Consider the following 21347-nt stretch of genomic DNA (forward strand, 5'->3'; position numbering starts at 1 on the left):
ACTACGCAGAAAGGGCCCCTCTCCGGAGTCGGAGAGGGGTCCTGATCAGTGGTTTTGTAGAATTTCTAGCCCAGACCTGGTTCTCGACCAGCCCTGGTTCTTCGAGAGCGGGCGACGGGAATCGAACCCGCGTCGTCTGCTTGGGAAGCAGAAGCTTTGCCATTAAGCTACGCCCGCAATTCGGTCGCCAGCACGAGGCGTGATGACCTGACTCGAGATTACCAGGTGAGTTGCAGCACCGAGACCCCGGTGGGTTTCAACGTGGCTTCTTCTCAGGTCCCGTATCGCCGAAAAGCTAGAGTAAGGCCATGAGGCAATCCCGGTCCAGGCGCCGTCCCGGTCACACGCGCATCTTTCCCCTCACACTGCGCACCCTAGCGGCCACGGCTGCCGCGGTGCCCACCGTGGCCGCCGCCTCGGTGGTGGCATTGGACCTGGTCAAGCGCCGAAGTCGCAAACAGCGCAGAGCTCCCCGGCCGGGGACCTTCCAGGCCCAGGCCGAGGGGTCACAGCTGAGCATCTACACCGACGGCGCCTCGCTCTATGAGGACATGATCGCGGCCATCGACTCTGCCGAGCGCTCCATCTTCATGGAGACCTACATCTGGAAGAACGATGAGGTGGGGCAGCGGTTCATCGAAGCGTTCAACGCGGCGGCCCGCCGCGGCGTCGACACCTATGTCATCTACGACGGCTTCGCGAACCTCGTGGTGCCCAGCGCCTTCTATCGTCAGCTCGAGGATTCCGTCCACGTCTTTCGGCTGCCGGCGGTGGGCCGGAAGGTGTGGAAGGGGCCGTTGCGCTACACCGGGATGAACCACTCCAAGGTGCTGGTGGTCGATGACATGACCGGGTTCGTGGGCGGCTACAACATCGGCTCACTCTTCGCCCGCGAATGGCGGGACACCCACCTGCGTGAGGTGGGCCCCGCCGCATGGGGTCTTCGCCAGACTATCGCGCGCAAGTGGAACGAGGACCGCGCCACCGAGGAGCAGATTCCTTGGGTTCCGCCGACCAGTTGGGACCCCACCGTGCGGGTGGCCGCGAACCTGCCGATCGACCTCGTATATCCCATCCGGAACATGTACCTCAAGGCGATCGAGCGATCGCAGCACCACGTCTGGATCTCCACGCCCTACTTCATTCCTGACCAGCAGATCCTGCGCGCCCTGAAACGGGCGGCCGAACGAGGCGTGGATGTGCGGGTGATGGTGCCGAAGGTGTCAAACCATGTGCTCGGCGACTGGGTGTCCCGCGGCTTCTACGGACAGATGCTCGACTCAGGAATCACCATCCTGCTCTACGCCACGTCGATGATGCACTCCAAGACCGCGACGATCGACGGCGAATGGTCCACCGTCGGCAGCGCGAACATCGACCGACTCTCGCTCTCCTTCAACTACGAGTCCAATGTCGAGATCGTCGATCCAGGCTTCGCGGCTGAGATGGAGAAGGTCTTCCACAGCGACGCGGAACACTGCGAGATCGTGGACCCGCACGCCTGGCGGGATCGCAACCCCATGGCACGCGCCACGGAGTTCGCGCTCACCCCGTTCCGTCCCGTGCTCTGATTCAGCCGCCCGCAGGGAAGATCGCCGGTTGTCTGTGCGTTGACGCTCTTCGGAACATGACGCAGCCGCCTCCGAGCGCTGATCGATGAAGAAACCAGGAGAAGCCATGCCGACAGCACTGAGCACCGTGGACCGCGAGACGATGCATCAACTCTTCGAGGGGCGGCACACGACGAACCTCTTCTCCGACGGGGAGGTCGACCTGGATCTCATTGAGCGGGCCTACGCCGACGCGCGCTGGGCGCCGACCTCGATGAACTCTCAGCCGATGCGGCTGACAGTGCTGAAGCCCGGAGCCAGGCGCGAAGCCGTCGTCGAACACTTCAAGGGTGACAACAGCCGGAAGACCTCCGCTGCACCGATGACCGTGGTCGTGGCCTACGACCCCGCGTGGCATGAGCACATGCCGACGCTGTTTCCCCACGTGGAAGGGTTGCGCGAGAAGTTCGCCGAGAGGGTCGAGTTCCGCGAGAAGATGGGTCGGGACAACGCGTTCCTTCAGGCCGGCTACTTCATCCTGGCACTGCGCGCACATGGTCTCGATGTCGGCCCCATGGCTGGACTGGATGCACCCGGGGTCGACGCTGAGGTACACGCCGAGACCGGGTGGAAGACGCTCATGGTGCTCAATGTCGGCCACGGCCCGAGCGACCATGAGGATGCGCAGTACCCGCGCGGCGCACGCTTCGACTTCACCGAAGCCGCGCTGGTCCTCTGAGGTTTCGAGAGTGACGTTCCAAGATTCGACAGGTCACTGAGCACGTGAAAACCTGACGCCAGTGACAGAGATGAAGTACCGAGGAAGAAGGAGCATCATCATGACAGAGAACTCACCACAGATCACCGGCAAGACCATCGCACTGCTGGTCACCGACGGCGTGGAGCTTCCAGAGCTCAAGGAGCCGATCGCCGCCATCAAGGCAGCGGGCGGTACAGCGAAGATCGTCTCCCCCAATGAAAAGTCGCTGCAGGCGATGGAGGGCGACTGGAAGCACTCCGAGCACTTCGACATCGACGTGCAGCTGACTTCCGCCGCGGCGAGCGACTACGACGGATTGGTCCTTCCCGGCGGCACGCTCAACGCCGACACCCTGCGGATCAATGAGGATGCCCAGAAGTTCGTGTCTGCATTCTTCTCCGCGAGCAAGCCGGTGGCCGCCATCTGCCACGGTTTGTGGATCCTCACCGAGGTGGATCAGGTCAAGGGCCGTCGCGTCACGAGTTTCCCCTCGCTGAAGACGGATCTGCGCAACGCCGGCGCCGAATGGGTCGACGAGTCGGCCGTGACCAGCGACGGGTTGGTGACCTCCAGGACTCCCGATGACCTGGAGGATTTCAACCAGGCGTTCCTCACGCTGGTCGCCCAAGGCTGATACCCCAGCTCGACGAGAAGCGGCCAGGACCTGCAACAGGTCCTGGCCGTTTCTGTGTATCTGAGCGCTGGGCGCGGCGAGCTAGGTGGAGGTGCCCTAATCTGGAGTCATGACTGACAATGAGCCTATGGCAGAGACTCCGCACCCCAAACACCTGGGGCGCATGCGACGGGAGCGCCTGCTCGCCTCTCGTCTCTACGTGTGCACCGACCTGCAGCGATTCATCACGCGCCCCGAGGCCGGACCCGTAGATGAGCTGGACTTCGATGCCCTGCGCGAGTTTTTCGTCGCGGCCTTCACTGGTGGCGTGGACATCATCCAGGTCCGAGACAAGCATGTCACCGTGCAGACGGAGATCGCCGCGCTGGTCCTGCTGCGGCAGGTCGCGGATGAATACGCCGGGCTCTCCGCAGCGAACGACCGTGCCGATGTCGCTGCGATCGCCGGCGTCGATGTGTTCCACGTCGGGCAGGATGACCTGTCCACGGAAGAGGCCCGAATGATACTGGGCGACGACGTCGTCATCGGCCGGTCCTGTCAGACCATCGAGCAGGTGCGCGAAGCCGATTCAGACATCGGCCTGGACTACTTCTGCACAGGTCCGATCTGGGAGACGCCGACCAAACCCGGCCGCGCCGCCGTCGGTCTCGAGCTGCCTGCTCAGGCCGCAGCGCTGGAGAGCGCGAAGGCCTTCTTCGCGATCGGTGGGATCGATGAGACCAATATCGGCGAGGTCACCGCGGCCGGCGCCGACCGCGTGGTGGTTGTCCGCGCCGTGACCCAGGCTTCGGACCCTGCCGCGAGCGCCCGGGCGCTGCGCGACCAGCTCCCCGCCTAGAGTCCTTGGGGTTCGCCTGCTTCGCACTGCTCCTGGGCTCAGCGGCCGCGATGATCTCACTGCGGCCGCTGCCAGCCTTGCGTCCACGGGCAACTCCGATGAACTCCTGGATCACCGGCCCGTCTGCGTCACGCAGCCAGGCAAGTCCGACGTCGTAGCCCGGAAGGTCCTCGACCTGGCGGATGACCACATCTCGACGTGAGAGCATCCGCGCCACTGAGTGGGGCAGGATGAGCAACCCCGCGCCGGAGGCCACGACCTCCAGCGCCATACGCTCCCCGGCAGCAAGGTCAACGCCCAGCTTCGGTGTGTGGATATCTTGCGCGCCGCTTGAGCCGCCCAAGCCGTCGACCCCGACGGCACTACCAGCGTTGCCAGCATCGCGGCTTGCCGCATCTTCCAGCATCGCTGCCGCATCGAAGAACGGCTCTGCCGCGATCTCCTGCCAGCTCACCGACTCCTCGGCCGCCGCGACCCAGTGCTCGCGGGCGGCGCAGACCACCGGGTCCTCGCGGTAGAGCCACACGCGGTGCAGGTCATCGCCGGTGCTGACCTCCGCCTCGGCGGGAAAACGGATGTAGCCGACGTCGATGGTCCCGGCCCGCACCCGCTCCAGCTGACCGGCTTCATCGAAGTTCTCCACGCTCAGCGTGAAGTCCGGATAGCGTTCCCGCCACCGGGTCACCCACTTATCCGGCGTTGCCCCGGGGATGGCCCCCAAGCGCAGGCCGCGTGCGGGTTCAGACGCTTCCGAGTCTGCCGAGGAGGGGGCTTCAGACAACGTTGTCCCGAAGGAACGTCACCGCACGGTCCCAGGCCAGCTGGGCCTTCTCCGGGTCATACGTTCCAATGAGGTTCTCGTCATTGTGGAAGGCGTGGCCGGCGTCGTAGTAGAAGTAGGTGACATCGGCGCCGGACTCCGCACGGATCTGCTCTTCCTGCTCGCGGGCCTTCTCCACCGGGTAGTTCTGATCCTGTTCGGCATAGTGTCCCTGCACTGCCGCGGCGAGACCGGTGAAGCTCGAGGGCACACCCTGGCCCACGCCGTAGAACGGCACCGCCGCGGAGACCTTGTCACCTTGTTGAGCGGCCATGGCGAGAACGAAGCCGCCGCCCATGCAGAAGCCGATGGTGCCCACGGTCTTGGAGGTGACGGAGTCCAGGCCCAGCAGGTAGTCGGTGGCTCCGGCCAGCAGCTGCGCGCCCTTCTCAGCCGGCAGCTGAGACATCATCTCGCCGGCCTCCTCGCCGTCGTGGGTGATCCGACCCCCGTAGAGGTCCGGCGCCAGCGCCACAAATCCTGCTGCCGAGAGTCGATCGGCGATGTCCTTGATGTGGTCGGTGAGACCCCACCACTCCTGGATGACGATGACGCCGGGCCCGGAGCCGCTCTCGGGGACCGCCAGGTAGCCGTGGCCCGTACTCGGTCCCTCGGCAGATGGGGTGATCGCGAAGGTGGTGTTCTGGTGTGGGGTCTGTTCACTCATGCCCCGACTCTAACGAATCCGCGCTGCACCACAACCAGGTGCGCCGTTAGACGGTCGGCTAGGTTGGATGGATGAGACGACACCGCAACGCCGTCAACGCCCTGCTGTTCTTCGCCCCCATCGGGGTCGTGCTCTCGGCGATTCCGCAGGCGCCCGACGTCGCACCGGTGCTCGGATGGTGCCTCACGCTGGCCATGCTGCTGGCGGCCCTGCTCCTCGCGCTGCGTGGCCGCCGGGCAGAGCCCGATGCCGAACCACTTGCCGCACCCGGTGCCGAACGAGGCGCTGCCGCCGAATCCGAGCAAGGTGCTGCTGCTGCCGAAGATGTCAGCCGATGAGTCGATTGACGTTCTTGATCGAGAGGCCGTGACCGGTCACCAGCGCTGAAGCGCCGAGGATCCCCGCCTGTCCACGGGTCTGCGTGCCGAGGATACGCAGGTGCTGGGTGGCAAGCGGCAGAGACCGTGAGTACACGGCTTCCCTGATCCCGGCGAGGAAGTGCTCCCCCGCAGTGGAGACCACGCCACCGATCACGATGACAGAAGGGTTCAGCAGGTTCACGCAGCTGGCCAGCACGGAACCGACGTCGCGACCGGCCTGACGCACCGTGCGCAGGGCCTCCAGGTCACCGGAGCGCACCAGCTCGAGCAGCGCTGCATGATGTGGAACGTCGAATCCACTCGCGCGAAGCTGCGCGGCCACTGCCGGGCCGGAGGCCACGGCCTCGAGGCAACCGGTATTGCCGCAGGTGCACGGCGTCTCATTGCCGTCCGGGATCGCAATATGACCAAGGTCCCCTGCCGCGCCCTGCGCGCCGTGCTGCAACCGGCCATCGCTGATGATCCCAGCACCGATGCCGGTGGCGACCTTCACGAACATCATGTTCGAGACATCCGGATACTTCACGGCGTGCTCACCCAGCGCCATGGCATTGACGTCGTTGTCCACCAGAATCGGCACGGGGAACCACTGGCGCAGGTGTCCCGGGATATCGAAGTGATCCCATCCCGGCATGATCGGCGGACTGGTCAGGCGCCCCGTGGCGAATTCCACCGGGCCGGGCACGCCGACTCCGACCCCCAGCAGATCACCAGGCGTGCGCCCGGCCTCGGTGAGCAGCTCCGAGGCTATTCTGCCCACGGCATCCAGAACCGCCACGGGCCCCTGGGTGATGTCGAGGTCCTGCTCCCGCTCAGCGATCACGCGGGTAGACAGGTCCGTCACGGCGATCCTCGCATGTGTTCCGCCAAGATCCACCGCTAGCACCGAGCGTGCCTCCGGGTTGAAGGCGAAGGTGCTCGGCGGTCGGCCCCCGGTGGACGTGGTCTCTCCCGCGGGGGCGATCAGTGAAGACGCCAGCAGCTCTTCGACGCGCGCGGAGATGGTCGAGCGCGCGAAGCCGGTCATCTCCGCCAGATCGGCGCGGGTGCGCGGAACACCGTCCCGCAGCAGCTGGAACAGGGCACCTGCGCTGTTCGGCAGATTGTTCCCTGCGGACGCCACTGTTGCGCTGTTCTGCTCTTCGATCACGGACACGTACGCCATGGCCCAAGTAAACCACCCGAACTTCCGTCTTCGGAATATCAGAAGTTTTTCAACTTGCGACTATCTTTTGATTGACTCGCGACAGAAGTGGCCCTAGATTGTGAGCATGGTCACACAAAGCAGTGGTAACCAGCTTCTGAGCATGCGAGACATCGTCAAGCACTTCCCCGGCGCCAAGGCCCTCGACGGCGTCGACCTCGATATCCGTGCCGGCGAGGTCCACTGCCTGTTGGGCCAGAACGGAGCCGGCAAATCAACCCTGATCAAGGTCCTCGCGGGAGCGCATCAGCCCACTTCCGGGCAGATCAGCTGGAAGGGCGAGCCGGTCACCATTCCCACCACGATGGCGGCGCTGCGCATGGGCATCGCCACGATGTACCAGGAGCTCGACGTCGTCGACGGTCTCACGGTCGCCGAGAACATCTTCCTCGGCCATGAGCTCAGCTCCGGCGGGGTGCTTCACCGCTCGGCCGCTCTCGAACAGACGCGTGAGCTGCTCCAGCGGCTCGGTCACCCCGAGATTCCACCGCAGCGCGAGGTCGGGCGACTCTCTGCGGCAGGGAAGCAGATCGTCTCCATGGCTCGCGCGCTGTCCCATGAGGCGCAGCTGATCATCATGGACGAACCCTCGGCAGTGCTTGACCCCGAAGAGGTCGAGAATCTGTTCCGAGTCGTCCGCTCGCTGCGAGATCAGGGCGTGGCAGTCGTCTACATCTCCCACCGGCTCGATGAGATCCGCCAGATCGGTGACCGCATCACCGTTCTCAAAGATGGACGCACGGCAGCCACCAGTCTCACCGTCACAGACACGCCCACCAGAGAACTCATCTCGCTGATGACCGGCCATGAGGTCACCTCCGACTTCGGCGGGACCGCGAGCGGCCCCACCAGCTCTGATCCGCTGCTGGAGGTGGACGGGCTCGCCATCGACGGCGTCTTCGAACCGGTCACCTTCGACGTCCGTCCCGGCGAGATCGTCGGACTCGCGGGCCTCGTCGGCGCCGGGCGGTCGGAGATTCTGGAGACGGTCTACGGAGCTCGCCGAGCCACCGCCGGAGAGGTACGGATCAAGGGCAAGAAGCTGCGCCGAGGCTCGATCGCAAGTGCGGTGGACCAGGGGGTGGGTCTGGCACCCGAGGAGCGCAAGAGCCAGGGCCTCCTGCTGGACCAGCCCATCTACCGCAACATCACGCTCTCCACCTTCGCTCGCTTCGGCAGATCGGGGCTGCTCAACGAACGGGCCGAGCGCGCGGCGGCACAGAAACAGGCCGAGTCGCTGCACCTCTCCCCTGCTGATGTGACACCGAACATTCGCACACTCTCCGGAGGCAACCAGCAGAAGGCGATGCTGGCGCGCTGGCTGGTGCACGGGTGCGACGTGCTGCTTCTGGATGAACCGACCCGCGGCGTCGACGTCGGCGCTCGGGCGGAGATCTACAGCCTCGTAAGGGAGCTGAGCCGGCAGGGAACCGCCGTGCTGATGGTCTCGAGCGAGATCGAGGAGGTTCTGGGGCTCGCTGACCGGATCCTCGTCGTCGCCGATGGCCGAGTCGTCCACACCGGCCCCTCCAACGACATCGACGAACACCGGGTGCTTGATCTGGTCATGGAAGGAGCTCACACATGAGTGAGACAACAGCAACAGGGGCCCACACCGGTGCCGACACCCCGGGCCGCGATCTGAGCCCGGAGGAGAGCAAGCCCAAGAAGTCCGTCGCGGGCTCGAACCTGAGCCTCGGACACAGTCTCGGTCTGATCCTCGCTCTGGGCGCTCTGGTGGTCCTGGGAATCATCACCGGCGGAGACCGCTTCCTGAGTCTGGACAACCTCATGGTCATCCTGCAGCAGGCGGCGGTGGTCGGGGTCATCAGCATCGGGGTGACCTTCGTGATCACCTCGGGAGGCATCGATCTCTCGGTGGGCTCCGTCATGGGGCTCGCCACCATCTGGGCGTCGACGCTGGGCACCCAGGCCATCGCCACGGATCTCCACTGGATCATCATGGTCTTCACCGCTATGGGGGTGGGTGCGGCAGCCGGGCTGTTGAACGGATTGATCATCGCCTATGGACGCGTGGTGCCCTTCATCGCGACGCTCGCCATGCTGGTCGCGGCACGTGGGTTCGCCGAGCTCATCTCGGGCCGACAGACCCAGATCGTCACCGTCCCAGGATTCCTGAGCTTCTTCCGCAGGGACATTCTTGGGATACCAGTCATCGTCTGGGTGTTCCTGCTCGTCGCCGCAGCGGGCTGGTTCCTGCTCAACCGCACGACCTTTGGCCGCCGCACCATCGCCGTCGGCGGCAACCCCGAAGCTGCCCGGCTCGCCGGCATCAAGGTGAAGCGACATCTGGTGATGGTGTACAGCCTCGCCGGGCTCTGCGCGGGCATCGCGGCCGTGATGATGCTGAGCCGGACCACCTCCGGCTCCTCGACGCATGGCTACCTCTACGAGCTGGACGCGATCGCCGCCGTCGTCGTCGGGGGCACCCTGCTGGCAGGTGGCCGCGGCACCATCTTCGGCACCGTCCTCGGCGTGCTGGTCTTCCAGGTCCTGACCAACGTCTTCGTCCTGAACAACCTCGACTCCTCGGTCCAGGCCGTGGTCAAGGGCGCCATCATCGTCGGGGCCGTGCTGCTGCAACAGCGCTTCTCCAGCCACAGCCGAACCTGACCCGATCAACATCTCCCGAATCAACCCACTCGCACAGCTGAATCACCACTCATCAGGAGGAATCATGTCTCGCATCACCCCGCGTTACCTCTCAGCCGCCGCCCTCGTCTCCGTCACGCTGCTGATCAGCGGCTGCCTCTCCAATGACCCCGAGGAGGTGGAGGCCGAGGGTGATTCCGGAGCCGCGGAAGCCCAGCCCGCCGGTGAGAACTCGGAGCCCGGCGAAGATGTCGTCATCGGCTTCTCCGGACCCGCAGCCGGGCACGGCTGGATCGGCGCCATCACCGAAGGTGCCCAGGCCCAGGGGGACGAGTTCGACGATGTGGATCTGCGTGTCTCGGAAGGCACCGACGACGTCAACCAGCAGATCAGCCAGATCGAACAGTTCATCAATGACGAAGTCGACGCCATTGTGGTCCTCCCCTTCGATGGGGCGGCGCTGACCGAGATCGCCATCGAGGCGATGGAGGCCGGCATTCCCGTGGTCAACGTCGACCGCGAATTCTCCAGCCCGTTCGCCGCCCGCACCACGATCCTCGGCGACAACTACGGCATGGGCGTCTCGGCCGGTGAGTACATCTGCGAGCAGCTCAGCGATGACCCGGACGCCGTTGTGGCGGAGATCGCCGGCATTGACTCGCTGCCGCTGACCCAGGAGCGCAGCGACGGGTTCGAAGAGGCCCTCAGCGACTGCGGCCTCGACGTCGACAACCGCGTCGCCGCCGACTTCACGGTGGCCGGCGGTGAGAGTGCCGCCGCCAACCTGCTCCAGGCAGCCCCTGAGATCGACGCCATCTGGAACCACGATGACGATCAGGGCGTCGGTGTCCTGGCCGCCATCGAGAATGCCGGACGCGACGAGTTCTTCATGGTCGGTGGAGCGGGATCGGCGAACATGATGCGCGAGATCGAATCCGGTGACTCCGTGGTCGAGGCCACGGTCGTCTACCCCGCGACGCAGGCCGCCGACGGTGTGCGACTGGCTCGCCTGCTGGCCCAGGACCGGGCCATGGGCGACCTGGTTCAGATCGAGGTTCCGCGCGAGATCCAGCTCTTCGCCCCGGTCGTGACCGCCGACAACGTGGACCAGTACCTGCCCAACGCCTTCGAGTCCTGAGAGAGGCCGTCATGGCAGAGCGAGCGAAGCCGCGCCTCGGCGTGGCCATGATCGGCCACGCCTTCATGGGACGCACCCACTCCCACGCCTGGCGATCTGCACCTCGGTTCTTCGACCTTCCGCTGGATCCACAGATGAAGGTGCTGGTGGGCCGTGACCAGCCCAGGGCCGAGGCCGCCGCCTCGACCCTGGGCTGGGCGGAGGTCTCCACGGACTGGCGCGCGGTCCTGGAACGCAAAGATGTGCACCTGATCGACATCTGCACCCCGGGCGATACCCACGCGGAGATCGCCGAGGCGGCCCTCGAGGCAGGAAAACATGTCCTGGTGGAGAAGCCGATGGCGAACTCCGTGGCGGAGGCGGAACGGATGTACGCCGCCGCGCAGCGAGCACGGCCGCAGGGGGTTCACGCCATGGTCGGCTTCACCTATCGGCGGGTGCCCGCGCTTCAGCTGGCACGCGAGCTGATTCTCGAAGGAAAGATCGGAGAGGTGCGGCAGGTGCGCGCCCAGTATCTTCAGGACTGGCTCGCGGACGAGTCAGCCCCGCTGTCCTGGCGGCTGGACAAGGAGCGCGCCGGTTCAGGCGCCCTCGGCGACATCGGAGCGCACATCATCGACCTGACGTACTTCCTCACCGGCCAGCGCTTCGCCGGAGTCTCCGGGCTCCTCGACACGATCGTGGCCGAGCGCCCGGTGGCGGAGCAGAACGGCACAGGTGCCGGACTCGCTGGCGGCGTCGCCGGAGCAGAGCGGGGTCCAGTGACCGTGGACGACGCAGCGCTGGTCACCGGACGGTTGGAATCGGGGGCACCGGTGATCCTCGAGGCATCCCGCTTCGCCTGGGGTCGCAAGAACGCGATGCGCATCGAGATCTCCGGGTCCCGTGGAGCCCTCTGCTTCGACTTCGAGGAGATGAACGTCCTGCACTACTACGACGCCACCACCTCGGCTCGCACCGCGGGGTTCACCCGGATCCTCGCCACCGAACCGGACCACCCCTTCGTAGAAGCCTGGTGGCCGCCCGGCCACGGTCTCGGCTACGAACATGGATTCACCCATCAGGTCGTTGACCTGGTGCGGGGGATCGCAGCCGACGAGGACCCGCGGCCATCCTTTGAGGACGGCCTGCATGTACAGCGTGTGCTGGACGCGATCGAGCGCTCCAGCGGCGCAGCCAATCAGTGGACCGCAGTCCACGAGTTCGAGCGGAGTTGAGACCATGACACGACCAGTCACACTGTTCACCGGACAATGGGCGGATCTGCCCTTCGAGGAAGTCGCCCGCCTCGCCGGAGAATGGGGCTACGACGGATTGGAGATCGCCTGCTGGGGAGACCATCTGGACCCAGCCCGGGCCGCGGAGGATGACGCCTACGTGCAGAACCGGTTGGACATCCTGGAGAAGAACGGCCTGAAGGTCTACACCATCGCGAACCACCTCAAGGGGCAGGCCGTCTGCGACGATCCGATCGATGCCCGACACCGCGGCATCCTGCCGGACCACATCTGGGGTGACGGTGACGCTGAAGGCGTACGCCAGCGCGCCGCCGAGGAGCTGAAGCTGACCGCCCGCGCGGCGGCACGGCTTGGAGTCAAGACCGTCACGGGCTTCACCGGCTCCGCCATCTGGAAGTACGTCGCGATGTTCCCCCCGGTCTCCGAAGAGCTGGTGGACGCCGGGTATCGCGACTTCGCTGATCGGTGGAATCCGATCCTCGACGTCTTCGATGAGGTCGGTGTGCGTTTCGCTCACGAGGTCCACCCCTCAGAGATCGCCTATGACTACTGGACCACCCAGCGCACGCTGGAGGCCATCGGACATCGTGAGGCCTTCGGATTGAACTGGGATCCCTCCCACATGGTCTGGCAGGACCTCGACCCGGTGGGATTCCTCTGGGACTACCAGGACCGGATCTACCATGTGCACTGCAAGGACACGAAGAAGCGGCTCAACAACGGGCGCAACGGACGGATGGGTTCGCATCTGGCGTGGGCCGATCCACGGCGAGGCTGGGACTTCATCTCCACCGGGCGCGGAGACGTGCCCTGGGAGGACGCGTTCCGCATGCTCAATGCGATCGGGTATACCGGTCCGCTCTCCGTGGAGTGGGAGGACGCCGGCATGGACAGGCTCATCGGCGCACCCCAGGCCCTCGAGTTCGTTCGGGCCAACGCCTTCGACCCGTCTGAAGCAGCGTTCGACGCCGCGTTCTCCTCCAGTTCCTGATTGAAGCGGGGCGTGCAACCGGGCGGCAGATGAGCAAGAATCCGGTACATGGGCCACCATGAGCAGACCGAAAAGAAGATCTCACTGACCGGTTCCGTCGCGCTGGGCACCGGGGTGATGATCGGGGCGGGAATCTTCGCGCTGATCGGCCAAGTGGCGGAGCTGGCCGGCGGGTGGGTCCCTTGGGCCTTTCTCGCCGGCGCGGTCGTCGTCGGGTTCAGTTCGTACTCCTATATTCGCTACTCGGTGGCGAACCCTTCCTCCGGTGGCATCGCCATGCTTCTCAAGGCGGCATACGGGCCCGGGATCATCGCGGGGACGTTCTCTCTGTTCATGTATGTCTCGATGATCCTCGCGGAGGCCCTGCTCGGACGCACCTTCAGCACCTACCTGTTGCGCCCCTTCGGGATGCAGGGCTCCGCGATCTTGGTCCCGGTGCTGGCCGTGGCTGTCATCGCGACGGCTGCGCTGGTGAACCTGGTGGGCAACCGCTGGGTCGAGCGTTCTGCGACCGCGACGGCCGCGATCAAGATCATCGGCATCGCGGCGCTGGCGGTCGCAGGCCTGGTGGCCGCCGGGGTCTCTTCACTGGGCCAGCTGGTGTCCACCTCGCAGAGCGCCGCACCGGAGCAAGGGTGGATGGGCTTCCTCGCCGGGATCACGCTCTGCATCCTGGCTTATAAGGGCTTCACCACGATCACCAATCAGGGTGCCGATCTGAAAGACCCGAAGCGTAATCTCGGGAGATCCATCGTCATCTCCATTGTGCTGTGCACCGTGCTCTATCTGCTCATCACAATTGCCGTCACCAGCAGCCTGAGCGTGCCAGAGATCATCGAGGCCCGGGACTACGCGCTGGCCGAGGCCGCAGAACCGCTCTTCGGCTCCTGGGGTGTGGGGCTGACGGTGCTCGTCGCGGTGGTGGCCACCGTCTCCGGACTCATCGCGAGCCTGTTCGCGGTCTCCAAGCTCTACGACATGCTCCGCGATATGGGGCAGGTTCCCGGGCTGCCGGGCCGACGCGAACACCAGTCCCTGTTCATCACCGCAGGACTGGCGATCGCGATGGCGGCCCTGTTCGACCTCTCCCAGATCGCTTCACTCGGAGCCATCCTCTACCTCTGCATGGACATCGCGATCCACTACGGAATCGTGCGCCACCTGAAGGACGAGGTGGACGCCAAGATCTGGATCCCCTGGGTGGCCATCGTCCTAGACGTCGCAGTCCTGGTCCCCTTCGTCATTCTCAAGGGAACATCGGATCCCTACACTTTGGGGGTCACCGCAGCGGTGGCGCTGCTGATCCTGCTGTCCCAGTGGATCATCGTCCGACGGCGCAGTCAGCACGAACCAGCCGAAGATTCCCACCACCGTTGATGGTGAACATGGGAGGCCCCTGGCGAACCAACGCCAGGGGCCTCCCGTGTTCGAGCTCGGCTGCTAGTCCGAGGAGCCGGAGCGGTGGCGCTTGGTGATCAGCAGAGCGCTGCCTGTGATGATGAGCAGAGCGCTCAGTCCGATCAGCGCGCTGAGGAGCGGTCCGGGGCCGGTTGCTGGCAGGTCGGAGGAATCGGAAGCCGAACGCTCCTCGTCAGCAGCGGCCGCGGCCTGCGATTCCGAAGCCTCGTCACTGGGGGCATCCGATTCAGAGGCCTCGTCAGAAGGTGCCTCGGATTCGGAAGGCCCGTCACTCGGGGCGTCCGACTCGGAGGCCTCATCATCTGGGGCGTCCGACTCGGCTGTGGGTGTGCCAGATTCTGTCGGGGCCTCAGACTCCGTCGGGTTGTCACTAGGAGTATCTGATTCGGAAGGGTTGTCCGAAGGGCTGGCCGACTCGGTAGGCCCGTCTGACTCGCTGGGACCTTCGGTGGGTTCATCTGTTTCGACCGGGGGAACCGTGGGCTCGTCCGTTTCGACCGGCGGCACCGTCGGTTCTTCGGTCTCGACGGGCGGCTCTGTGGGCTCGTCCGTCTCACCCGGCGGTATCGTCGGTTCATCCGTCTCGACCGGGGGCCCTGTGGGCTCGTCCGTCTCAACTGGCGGGTCCGTCTCGCAACCCGGGGTGGTGAACACGTTGCTGTCCAGCGTCACGGCACCATTTCGTGCAAGCGCCCGGCCCTGGACCGTCGCCCCAGTGGTTGCGGTGATCGATGTCAGCGCCAAGATGGATCCCGCGAAGGTCGATGCAGTGCCCAGCGTTGCTGAACTCCCCACCTGCCAGTAGACGTTGCAGGCCTGAGCGCCGTTGATCAGTGCCACGTTGCTGCCCGTACCGGTGATCAGCGTCGAACCGACCTGGAAGATGAACACCGAGCTGGGGTCCCCCTGGCCGTCCAAGGTGACGGTGCCAGTGAGGCCGAGCGGACCGCTGGAGTTGTAGACACCGTCCACGAAGGTCTGTCCAGCGAGATCGCCGCTGACGCTCGCAGTAGGCGCCCGTCCGGCGACATCGTCATAGGCGATGACCAGATCCGACTGCGCCTGACCCGCCGCCGCATTTCCCGCGTTGACTGTGCCGCTCACGAGTCCCGGTGGGAAACCAGTGACGGCCTCCCCTGGGCTGACCCCGAGGTCACCGCTCAATGTTGTCGGACCGGTGTTGGTGACGGTCTGTCCTCCCAGCACCGAATAAGACTCTGTGGTCCCGAGTCCTGCGGGTGTCGTCGCGGCCGAGGCTGCGGAGGAGAACGACAGGGCGACTGCCATAGCGATGAAGGCGACTACGAGGGCGCTGAGCCCAAGCTTCAGGCGCATGCTGAAAGTGAGCCGTGGAACCACGTACGCAGATGGGGCTGAGGCAGTCGTTTTATTCATTTTTCCCCCAGAAAGGAATGCGGTTGGCGCCGATCGAAAGTTATCGTGCGCACATGGCCCAGCAGATTCTGCACCCGAAAAAATGACGGGAGATCTGGGTCACTGATTACCGACATTACGGTGAGAATTGAGGATCTACAAGCTGAAATTCTCGGTGGAGACCCGTGAAAGTCGCCAGGTCGACGGTGACGTGGGGAGATGATGAAAAAACTGAGGTCGCGGTGCACAGAGAAGGTTCACGTTGAGTAAACTTCCGTCGATGCCTAGCGATTGTTACTAGGTACTTAAGTCCATATCCTTCGTGATTCCGTGTCGCCATTTCGTCCCGGCGCTCGGGCCATCAGCTCCAGCCCAAGACATATCGAATCACCAGTGTGACGGTGCGTACCGTTCCCCAGGATCATTGATGGACCGAAGGACACCTGGGTCTCGCGAGAGTGGAGGGAGCCGGGGTCAGGCCGGGCACAGAAAAATGCCCGGCCCCTCACGGTGGAGAATCTTCCACCAGCGCGGGGCCGGGCATTTCTTCGAGGAGAGCTCACGCTCTCCACAATCAATTACTGTGCGAGCACGAAGGCTGCCTCGAGATCGATCGAGACCTTGTCGCCGACCAGCACCCCGCCTGCTTCGAGGCTGGCGTTCCAGGTCAGGCCGAACTCCTTGCGGGAGATGACGGTGTTGGCGGAGAAGCCTGCGCGGGTGGCGCCGAAGGGATCCACTGCCTGTCCACCGAACTCGACCTCGAAGGTCACGGTCTTGGTGACGCCGCGGATGGTCAGGTCACCGGTGATCTCGAACTCTTCACCGCTGGCGGTGATGCTGTCTGCCTTGAAGGTCAGCTCCGGGTGGTTCTCAGCATCGAGGAAGTCCTCGCCGCGGACGTGACCGTCGCGGTCGGCGTTCTTCGAGTTGAAGGAGTTGGCCTTGACGCTGGCGTCAAGGGTCGCCACATCTCCCTCGGAGACGGTCAGGGTGGCGTCGGCCTCTTCGAAGATCGCGCGGACCTTGGAGATGCCGGCATGACGCACGGTCATGCCGATCTCGGAGTGCGAAGCGTCAAGGTTCCAGGTACCGGTGGTCAGATGTGCCATGAATAGGGCTCCTAAGTGTTGCGGTGCTGCGCTGTCCGCGCAGAGCTACGGTATGTGACAACCTGCTCAACCACAGTGTGCCTCAATTTATTTCAAAACTGAAGCAAGTTAACGTGGAGGTCATCCTGAGGTACGTCGGACCAGGGATGTCTGAAGCACTACAGGTTCCACGCTGCCGCCGTTCATCATCTCCATCAGCAGATCCACCGCCCTGCCTGCGAGTTCGCCCACGGGGTTGATCACTGTGGTCAGCGGAGGCCTCGTGAGCTGCGCCGCGTGCGTGTCATCGAAGCCTACGAGGGCGATCTGTTCCGGCACCGCGATCCCTCGGGACTGCACCTCATGCATGGCGGCCACCGCCATCAGGTCCGAGGCGACGAAGACCGCGTCGAGATCCGGTGCCGTCTCCAGCAGCCGTTGCATGGCGGTGGCTCCGGAGGAGGAGGAGAAGTCGCCATACTCCACAAGCCCTGCATCCAACCCGGCCGCCCGCAGGGCGGTGGACCATCCCGCAAGACGGTCGGCGCCCGCGGCCATGTCCTGAGGCCCGGCGATGGTGGCCAGTCGGCGGCGTCCCTGTGCGATCAGATGCTCCGCGGCCAGCGCTGCCCCGGAGCCGTTGTCCACATCCACCCAAGGAATCCCGACGTCGCCGGCGTAGGGACGACCGACATAGACCGCCGGCAGCTTCGTCTCATGAAGCACACCGGAGAGATCGTCGTCGCGGTGGTGAGAGACGATGATCGCGCCGTCGGTATAACCGCCGCGCAGGTAGCGTTCGATCTTCTGCCGACCATCGCCCGGCTGACCCATCGCGAGCAGCACCTGCACCGGGGAGTCAGCAAGCCGCTGCGTGATGGAGGCCAGCATCGCCGCGAAGAAGGGATCCGCGAACACCCGGTCCTCGGCCTCCGGCACGACGACGGCGATCGAGTCCGCTTCCCGGTTCACCAGCGAGCGCGCCGCTCGATTGGGCCGGTACCCGAGCTCGGACACCGCCGCCGCCACCGCGACCCGGGACTGTTGACGCACTCGGGGATCGAGATTGACCGCGCGCGAGGCCGTCGCGCGGGAAACGCCTGCTCTGGCCGCCACATCCTCCAGAGTCGGCAGTCGCCGAGCAGGCATGGTCTCCTCCTTGGTCGTCCGGCCCCATCACCTCATACCCACACGACCACGACGCCGGGGGCTCAGTCCACCACGCCTGTAGCGGCGACCTGGGCATACCAGTGTGCCGACGCCTTGGGCGTGCGCTGAAGCGTATCGTAATCCACCCGGACGATCCCGAAGCGGCGGTCATAGCCGAACGCCCACTCGAAATTGTCCAGCAGAGACCACACGAAATAGCCACGGACATCGGCACCGGCATCCATCGCGTCCCGCACGGCGCGCAGGTGTTCACGGATATAGCTGAGGCGGTCATCGTCCTGGACGAAATCCTGGGCATCGGGCTGATCCGGATACGCCGCCCCGTTCTCGGTGACATAGAGCGCCACCCCCGCCGGGCCGGTGTATTCGCGATGCAGCCGCATCAGGAGGTCCTTCAGCCCCTGTGGGAAGACCTCCCACCCCATGGAGGTCGCCGGGAGACCGCGGGAGACCGAGGCGACGTGCTCGGAGCCCACATTCGGGTTCGGTGCACCGCCGGCCCGGGCCGCAGCTGCGGCTGCCGAAGCCTGCTCGGGCTCCACCCCGGTGAGCAGCTCACCGGTGTAGAAGTTCACGCCCAACACGTCGATAGGTGTGGAGATGATCTCCAGATCCCCCGGCTGCACCAGACCCTCCCGCCAGAGACCGTGCTGATCCTCGAGCACGTCCTCCGGGTAGGCGCCGTGGAAGATGGCCGAGGCGAAGAAGCGGTTGAAGCTGCCGTCGAGGCGACGGGCGGCATCCACGTCCCCCGGAGCCTCCGGATCTGCGGGGCGGTAGTCGGTGAAGTTCAGCGTCAGCCCCAGCTCCAGCTCCGGATCACGACGCCGCAGCTCCGCCACCGCGAGCCCGTGCCCCAATAACAGGTGATGTGCCGCCGCCAGGGAATCCTCCGGCGAGGTCCGTCCCGGAGCGTGGTGCCCATTCGCGTATCCCAGGAAGGCCGCACACCAGGGTTCGTTCAGCGTGGTCCAGTGTCGCACCCGGCCTCCCAGCGCCTTGTGCAGCACGACGGCGTACTCCGCGAAGAGCTCTGCGGTCCGCCGGTTCGCCCAGCCACCCTGATCCTCCAGGGCCTGGGGCAGGTCCCAGTGATACTGCGTGAGCCATGGAAGGATCCCCGCCGCCAGCAGCTCGTCCACCAGGTCAGAGTAGAACTTCAGACCTTGTGGATTGACCGTCTCCCCGTCGGGCATGACGCGGGACCAGCTGACCGAGAAGCGATAGACCTTGAGGTTCAGACGCTTCATCAGCGCCACGTCCTCGCGGAAGCGATGGAAGTGGTCACAGGCGACATCGCCGGTCTCCCCCTCATGCACCTTTCCGGGAGTGTGGGAGAAGGTGTCCCACACTGAGGGGCCGCGTCCGCCCTCTGCCACGGCGCCCTCCACCTGATACGCGGCGGTGGCCGAACCGAAGAGGAAATCGGCGGGGAACGCCACGGTGCTCGGTGAGCTTGCCACTTCTGCGGCGACTGAGGGATTCATTGTTTGACGGCTCCTTGCATGATTCCGGATACGAGCTGACGGCCCGTGAAGATGAACAGGATGAGCAGCGGAACGGTCGCCATCGTGGCGCCGGCCAGCACGAGCGAATAGTCCACGAAATGTGCCGCCTGCAGCTGCTGCAGGGCCACCGGAAGGGTGGGGTTCTGTGGGCCCAGCACGATGAACGGCCAGAAGAAGTTCGTCCAGTTCAGGACGAAGGTGAAGAGGAACAGCATCGCGGCTGCTGGTTTGGCCGCGGGCAGCGCCACATGCCAGAAGGTGCGGATCATGGAACACCCGTCCACGGTGGCGGCCTCGATGAGCTCATCGGGGATCGCCTGACGCAGGTACTGGGTCATCCAGAAGACGCCGAAGGCCGTGACAAGACCCGGCACGATGACGGCCTGCAGCTCACCAGTCCAACCCAGCCGGGCCATCACCTGGTAGAGCGGCACCACACCGAGCTGGGTGGGCACCGCCATCGTGGCGATGACGAAGACCAGCAGCGGCACCGCACCCTTGAACCGCAGCTTGGCGAAGGCGTAGCCGGCAAGTGTGGAGAAGAACACCACCGAGACCGCAGTGACGGTGGAGACGATCACCGAGTTCATCGTGGCCTGCCAGAACGGCACTGTGTCGATCACTGCGGCAGCGTTGGAGAAGAAGTTGCCGCCCGGGATCAGCGGGAATGAGTCCCGGGACAGGATCGTGGAATCGTGGCTGCCGATCAGGATGGACCACCAGAGCGGGAACATCCCGCCGAGGATGACCGCGGCAAGGCATCCGTAGACGATCCACCCCGGTCCGCGACCGGGCCCCCGGGAGCTTCCGGGACGCCGTCTGCGTCCGCCGGCCCGGGATCCTGCCCCGGATCCCGACCCTCTGCGCCGGCTGGGGTCGCCGTCATCCTTGGTCGCCGTCGCCGGGCCCGTGCGCGGGATGATCGGCAGCGGCTTCTCTTCGAGCGCGCTCATCGCTTGACCTCCGAGCTAGATATGCGGCGAGTGATGATGAAGTTGACCAGCCCGATGGCCACGATCAGCAGGAAGAGCAGCACCGCCACCGCCGAGGCCTGTCCGAAGTCCGAGCGGGTCCAGCCGAGTTCGTAGAGATACATGGTCATGGTCTGCCACTGCCCGTCAGTGCCGCCACGGCCGTATTGATCGAACATCCGCGGCTCATCGAAGATCTGCAGTCCGCCGATGGTGGAGGTGATGATCACGAAGATGATGGTGGGCCGCAGGTTGGGGATGGTGACCGAGACGAACTGTCGGACCTTGCCCGCGCCGTCGATCTCTGCTGCCTCATAGAGGTCGCGCGGCACTGCCTGCATGGCCGCCAGGAAGATCAGCGCGTTGTAGCCGGTCCAGCGGAAGTTCACCATGGTGGCGATGGCCAGATGGCTGGGCAGCGTGCCCGAGTGCCAGCCGATGGCATCGATGCCCACGGTCTCCAGGATGGAGTTGACCAGACCGAAGCGGTCACCGAAGAGGTTCGAGAAGATCAGCGCCACCGCGACGGGGGTGACCACGTAGGGGACCAGCACCCCCATGCGCCAGAACGTCTTGGCGCGAAGGTTGTAGTCCAGCAGGTACGCGATGAGGATCGCGGCCACCACCTGGGGCGCTGAGGACAGGATGAAGATCGAGAGGGTATTGCGCAGCGAGATCCAGAACGCCCGCTCCCCCAGCACCGCCATGAAGTTCTCGGCGCCGATGAATTCGCCCTGACCCATGATCAGATCCCAGTCATGGGTGGCGACCCAACCGGTGTAGACCAGCGGAAAGAGCCCGACCACGGCGAAGAGGAGGAAGAACGGACTGATGTAGAGGTACGGCGAGTACCGGCGGTCCCAGGCCGAGGCCCGGTGCCGGAAGCTCACTTTCGGCTTCCGGCGACCGGTCCTCGGTTCTGGCGCCGACCCGCCGCTGCGTGCGGTGGTGACTGGTGCGTGCGCAGCAGGGGCGGACATG

At 65.1% G+C, this 21347-nt stretch carries 20 protein-coding genes and 1 tRNA gene; 11 read left to right on the plus strand and 10 right to left on the minus strand.

The features are described from left to right. Positions 1 to 106: 106 nt before the first annotated feature. Positions 107 to 177 (minus strand) — tRNA-Gly (locus tag IY716_RS08125). A 131-nt stretch (positions 178 to 308) separates the two neighbouring features. On the opposite strand from IY716_RS08125, the gene IY716_RS08130 reads away from it, so the two are divergent. The 4 genes from IY716_RS08130 to thiE all read left to right on the plus strand — a co-directional run bounded on the left by IY716_RS08130 (position 309) and on the right by thiE (position 3782). Further along, complete coding sequence (locus tag IY716_RS08130) at positions 309 to 1571, plus strand: phosphatidylserine/phosphatidylglycerophosphate/cardiolipin synthase family protein (RefSeq protein ID WP_218221042.1); 1263 nt, start codon at positions 309 to 311, stop codon at positions 1569 to 1571. A gap of 106 nt (positions 1572 to 1677) precedes the next feature. Then, entirely contained in the window at positions 1678 to 2289 is a 612-nt protein-coding gene (locus tag IY716_RS08135; RefSeq protein ID WP_255316471.1) for a malonic semialdehyde reductase, read from the plus strand. A gap of 100 nt (positions 2290 to 2389) precedes the next feature. Then, positions 2390 to 2944, plus strand: coding sequence for a type 1 glutamine amidotransferase domain-containing protein (locus IY716_RS08140; protein ID WP_218221044.1), 555 nt, complete (start codon positions 2390 to 2392; stop codon positions 2942 to 2944). 109 nt (positions 2945 to 3053) lie between these two features. Beyond that, positions 3054 to 3782 carry a thiamine phosphate synthase gene (gene thiE, locus IY716_RS08145; protein ID WP_218221045.1) on the plus strand — a complete coding sequence of 243 codons (729 nt, stop codon included), beginning with the start codon at positions 3054 to 3056 and terminating at the stop codon, positions 3780 to 3782. On the opposite strand, the gene IY716_RS08150 is transcribed toward thiE, so the two are convergent. Together IY716_RS08150 and IY716_RS08155 are read right to left on the minus strand one after the other, a co-directional pair. After that, positions 3679 to 4563 (minus strand): LysR family substrate-binding domain-containing protein, encoded by an 885-nt coding sequence (locus IY716_RS08150; RefSeq protein ID WP_218221046.1) that lies wholly within the window; start codon positions 4561 to 4563, stop codon positions 3679 to 3681. The genes thiE and IY716_RS08150 overlap by 104 nt on opposite strands. Further along, positions 4556 to 5269 (minus strand): dienelactone hydrolase family protein, encoded by a 714-nt coding sequence (locus tag IY716_RS08155; RefSeq protein WP_218221047.1) that lies wholly within the window; start codon positions 5267 to 5269, stop codon positions 4556 to 4558. Before IY716_RS08155 ends, IY716_RS08150 begins: the two co-directional genes overlap by 8 nt. Positions 5270 to 5340: 71 nt before the next feature. On the opposite strand from IY716_RS08155, the gene IY716_RS08160 reads away from it, so the two are divergent. Beyond that, positions 5341 to 5607, plus strand: a complete 267-nt coding sequence (locus tag IY716_RS08160) for a hypothetical protein (protein ID WP_218221048.1) — start codon at positions 5341 to 5343, stop codon at positions 5605 to 5607. Here the strand turns inward: IY716_RS08160 and IY716_RS08165 are convergent. Beyond that, positions 5597 to 6814, minus strand: a complete 1218-nt coding sequence (locus IY716_RS08165; RefSeq protein ID WP_218221049.1) for an ROK family protein — start codon at positions 6812 to 6814, stop codon at positions 5597 to 5599. The two genes, IY716_RS08160 and IY716_RS08165, sit on opposite strands and share 11 nt — an antisense overlap. Positions 6815 to 6920: 106 nt before the next feature. Between IY716_RS08165 and IY716_RS08170 the strand changes: the two genes are divergently transcribed. The 6 genes from IY716_RS08170 (at position 6921) to IY716_RS08195 (ending at position 14210) form a co-directional block, all read left to right on the plus strand. Further along, complete coding sequence (locus tag IY716_RS08170; RefSeq protein ID WP_218221050.1) at positions 6921 to 8441, plus strand: sugar ABC transporter ATP-binding protein; 1521 nt, start codon at positions 6921 to 6923, stop codon at positions 8439 to 8441. After that, positions 8438 to 9487: an ABC transporter permease gene (locus tag IY716_RS08175; protein WP_218221051.1), complete on the plus strand. Its 1050-nt coding sequence runs from the start codon at positions 8438 to 8440 to the stop codon at positions 9485 to 9487. Before IY716_RS08170 ends, IY716_RS08175 begins: the two co-directional genes overlap by 4 nt. Positions 9488 to 9551: 64 nt before the next feature. Beyond that, entirely contained in the window at positions 9552 to 10604 is a 1053-nt protein-coding gene (locus IY716_RS08180; RefSeq protein WP_218221052.1) for a substrate-binding domain-containing protein, read from the plus strand. 11 nt (positions 10605 to 10615) lie between these two features. Next, entirely contained in the window at positions 10616 to 11821 is a 1206-nt protein-coding gene (locus IY716_RS08185) for a Gfo/Idh/MocA family protein (RefSeq protein ID WP_255316472.1), read from the plus strand. A 4-nt stretch (positions 11822 to 11825) separates the two neighbouring features. Next, positions 11826 to 12833: a sugar phosphate isomerase/epimerase gene (locus IY716_RS08190; protein WP_218221053.1), complete on the plus strand. Its 1008-nt coding sequence runs from the start codon at positions 11826 to 11828 to the stop codon at positions 12831 to 12833. A 48-nt stretch (positions 12834 to 12881) separates the two neighbouring features. After that, positions 12882 to 14210 carry an APC family permease gene (locus tag IY716_RS08195; RefSeq protein ID WP_218221054.1) on the plus strand — a complete coding sequence of 443 codons (1329 nt, stop codon included), beginning with the start codon at positions 12882 to 12884 and terminating at the stop codon, positions 14208 to 14210. A gap of 63 nt (positions 14211 to 14273) precedes the next feature. Here the strand turns inward: IY716_RS08195 and IY716_RS08200 are convergent, their stop codons facing one another. From IY716_RS08200 to IY716_RS08225, 6 genes are all read right to left on the minus strand, one after another. Further along, positions 14274 to 15587 (minus strand): ice-binding family protein, encoded by a 1314-nt coding sequence (locus tag IY716_RS08200; protein ID WP_218221055.1) that lies wholly within the window; start codon positions 15585 to 15587, stop codon positions 14274 to 14276. Between the two features lie 617 nt (positions 15588 to 16204). After that, positions 16205 to 16738 (minus strand): YceI family protein, encoded by a 534-nt coding sequence (locus IY716_RS08205; protein ID WP_218221056.1) that lies wholly within the window; start codon positions 16736 to 16738, stop codon positions 16205 to 16207. A 120-nt stretch (positions 16739 to 16858) separates the two neighbouring features. Continuing rightward, positions 16859 to 17866, minus strand: a complete 1008-nt coding sequence (locus IY716_RS08210; RefSeq protein WP_218221057.1) for a LacI family DNA-binding transcriptional regulator — start codon at positions 17864 to 17866, stop codon at positions 16859 to 16861. Positions 17867 to 17928: 62 nt separating this feature from the next. Further along, positions 17929 to 19374, minus strand: coding sequence for a GH1 family beta-glucosidase (locus tag IY716_RS08215; protein WP_218221058.1), 1446 nt, complete (start codon positions 19372 to 19374; stop codon positions 17929 to 17931). Continuing rightward, complete coding sequence (locus IY716_RS08220) at positions 19371 to 20348, minus strand: carbohydrate ABC transporter permease (protein ID WP_218221059.1); 978 nt, start codon at positions 20346 to 20348, stop codon at positions 19371 to 19373. The genes IY716_RS08215 and IY716_RS08220 overlap by 4 nt, the downstream gene beginning before the upstream one ends. Beyond that, a complete protein-coding gene (locus tag IY716_RS08225; protein ID WP_218221060.1) occupies positions 20345 to 21346 on the minus strand; it encodes a carbohydrate ABC transporter permease in 1002 nt (333 codons plus the stop codon). Before IY716_RS08225 ends, IY716_RS08220 begins: the two co-directional genes overlap by 4 nt. Between the last annotated feature and the right edge of the window lies 1 nt (position 21347).

This window comes from Nesterenkonia sp. Act20 (genome assembly GCF_019173455.1).
Classification (GTDB): Bacteria; Actinomycetota; Actinomycetes; order Actinomycetales; family Micrococcaceae; genus Nesterenkonia.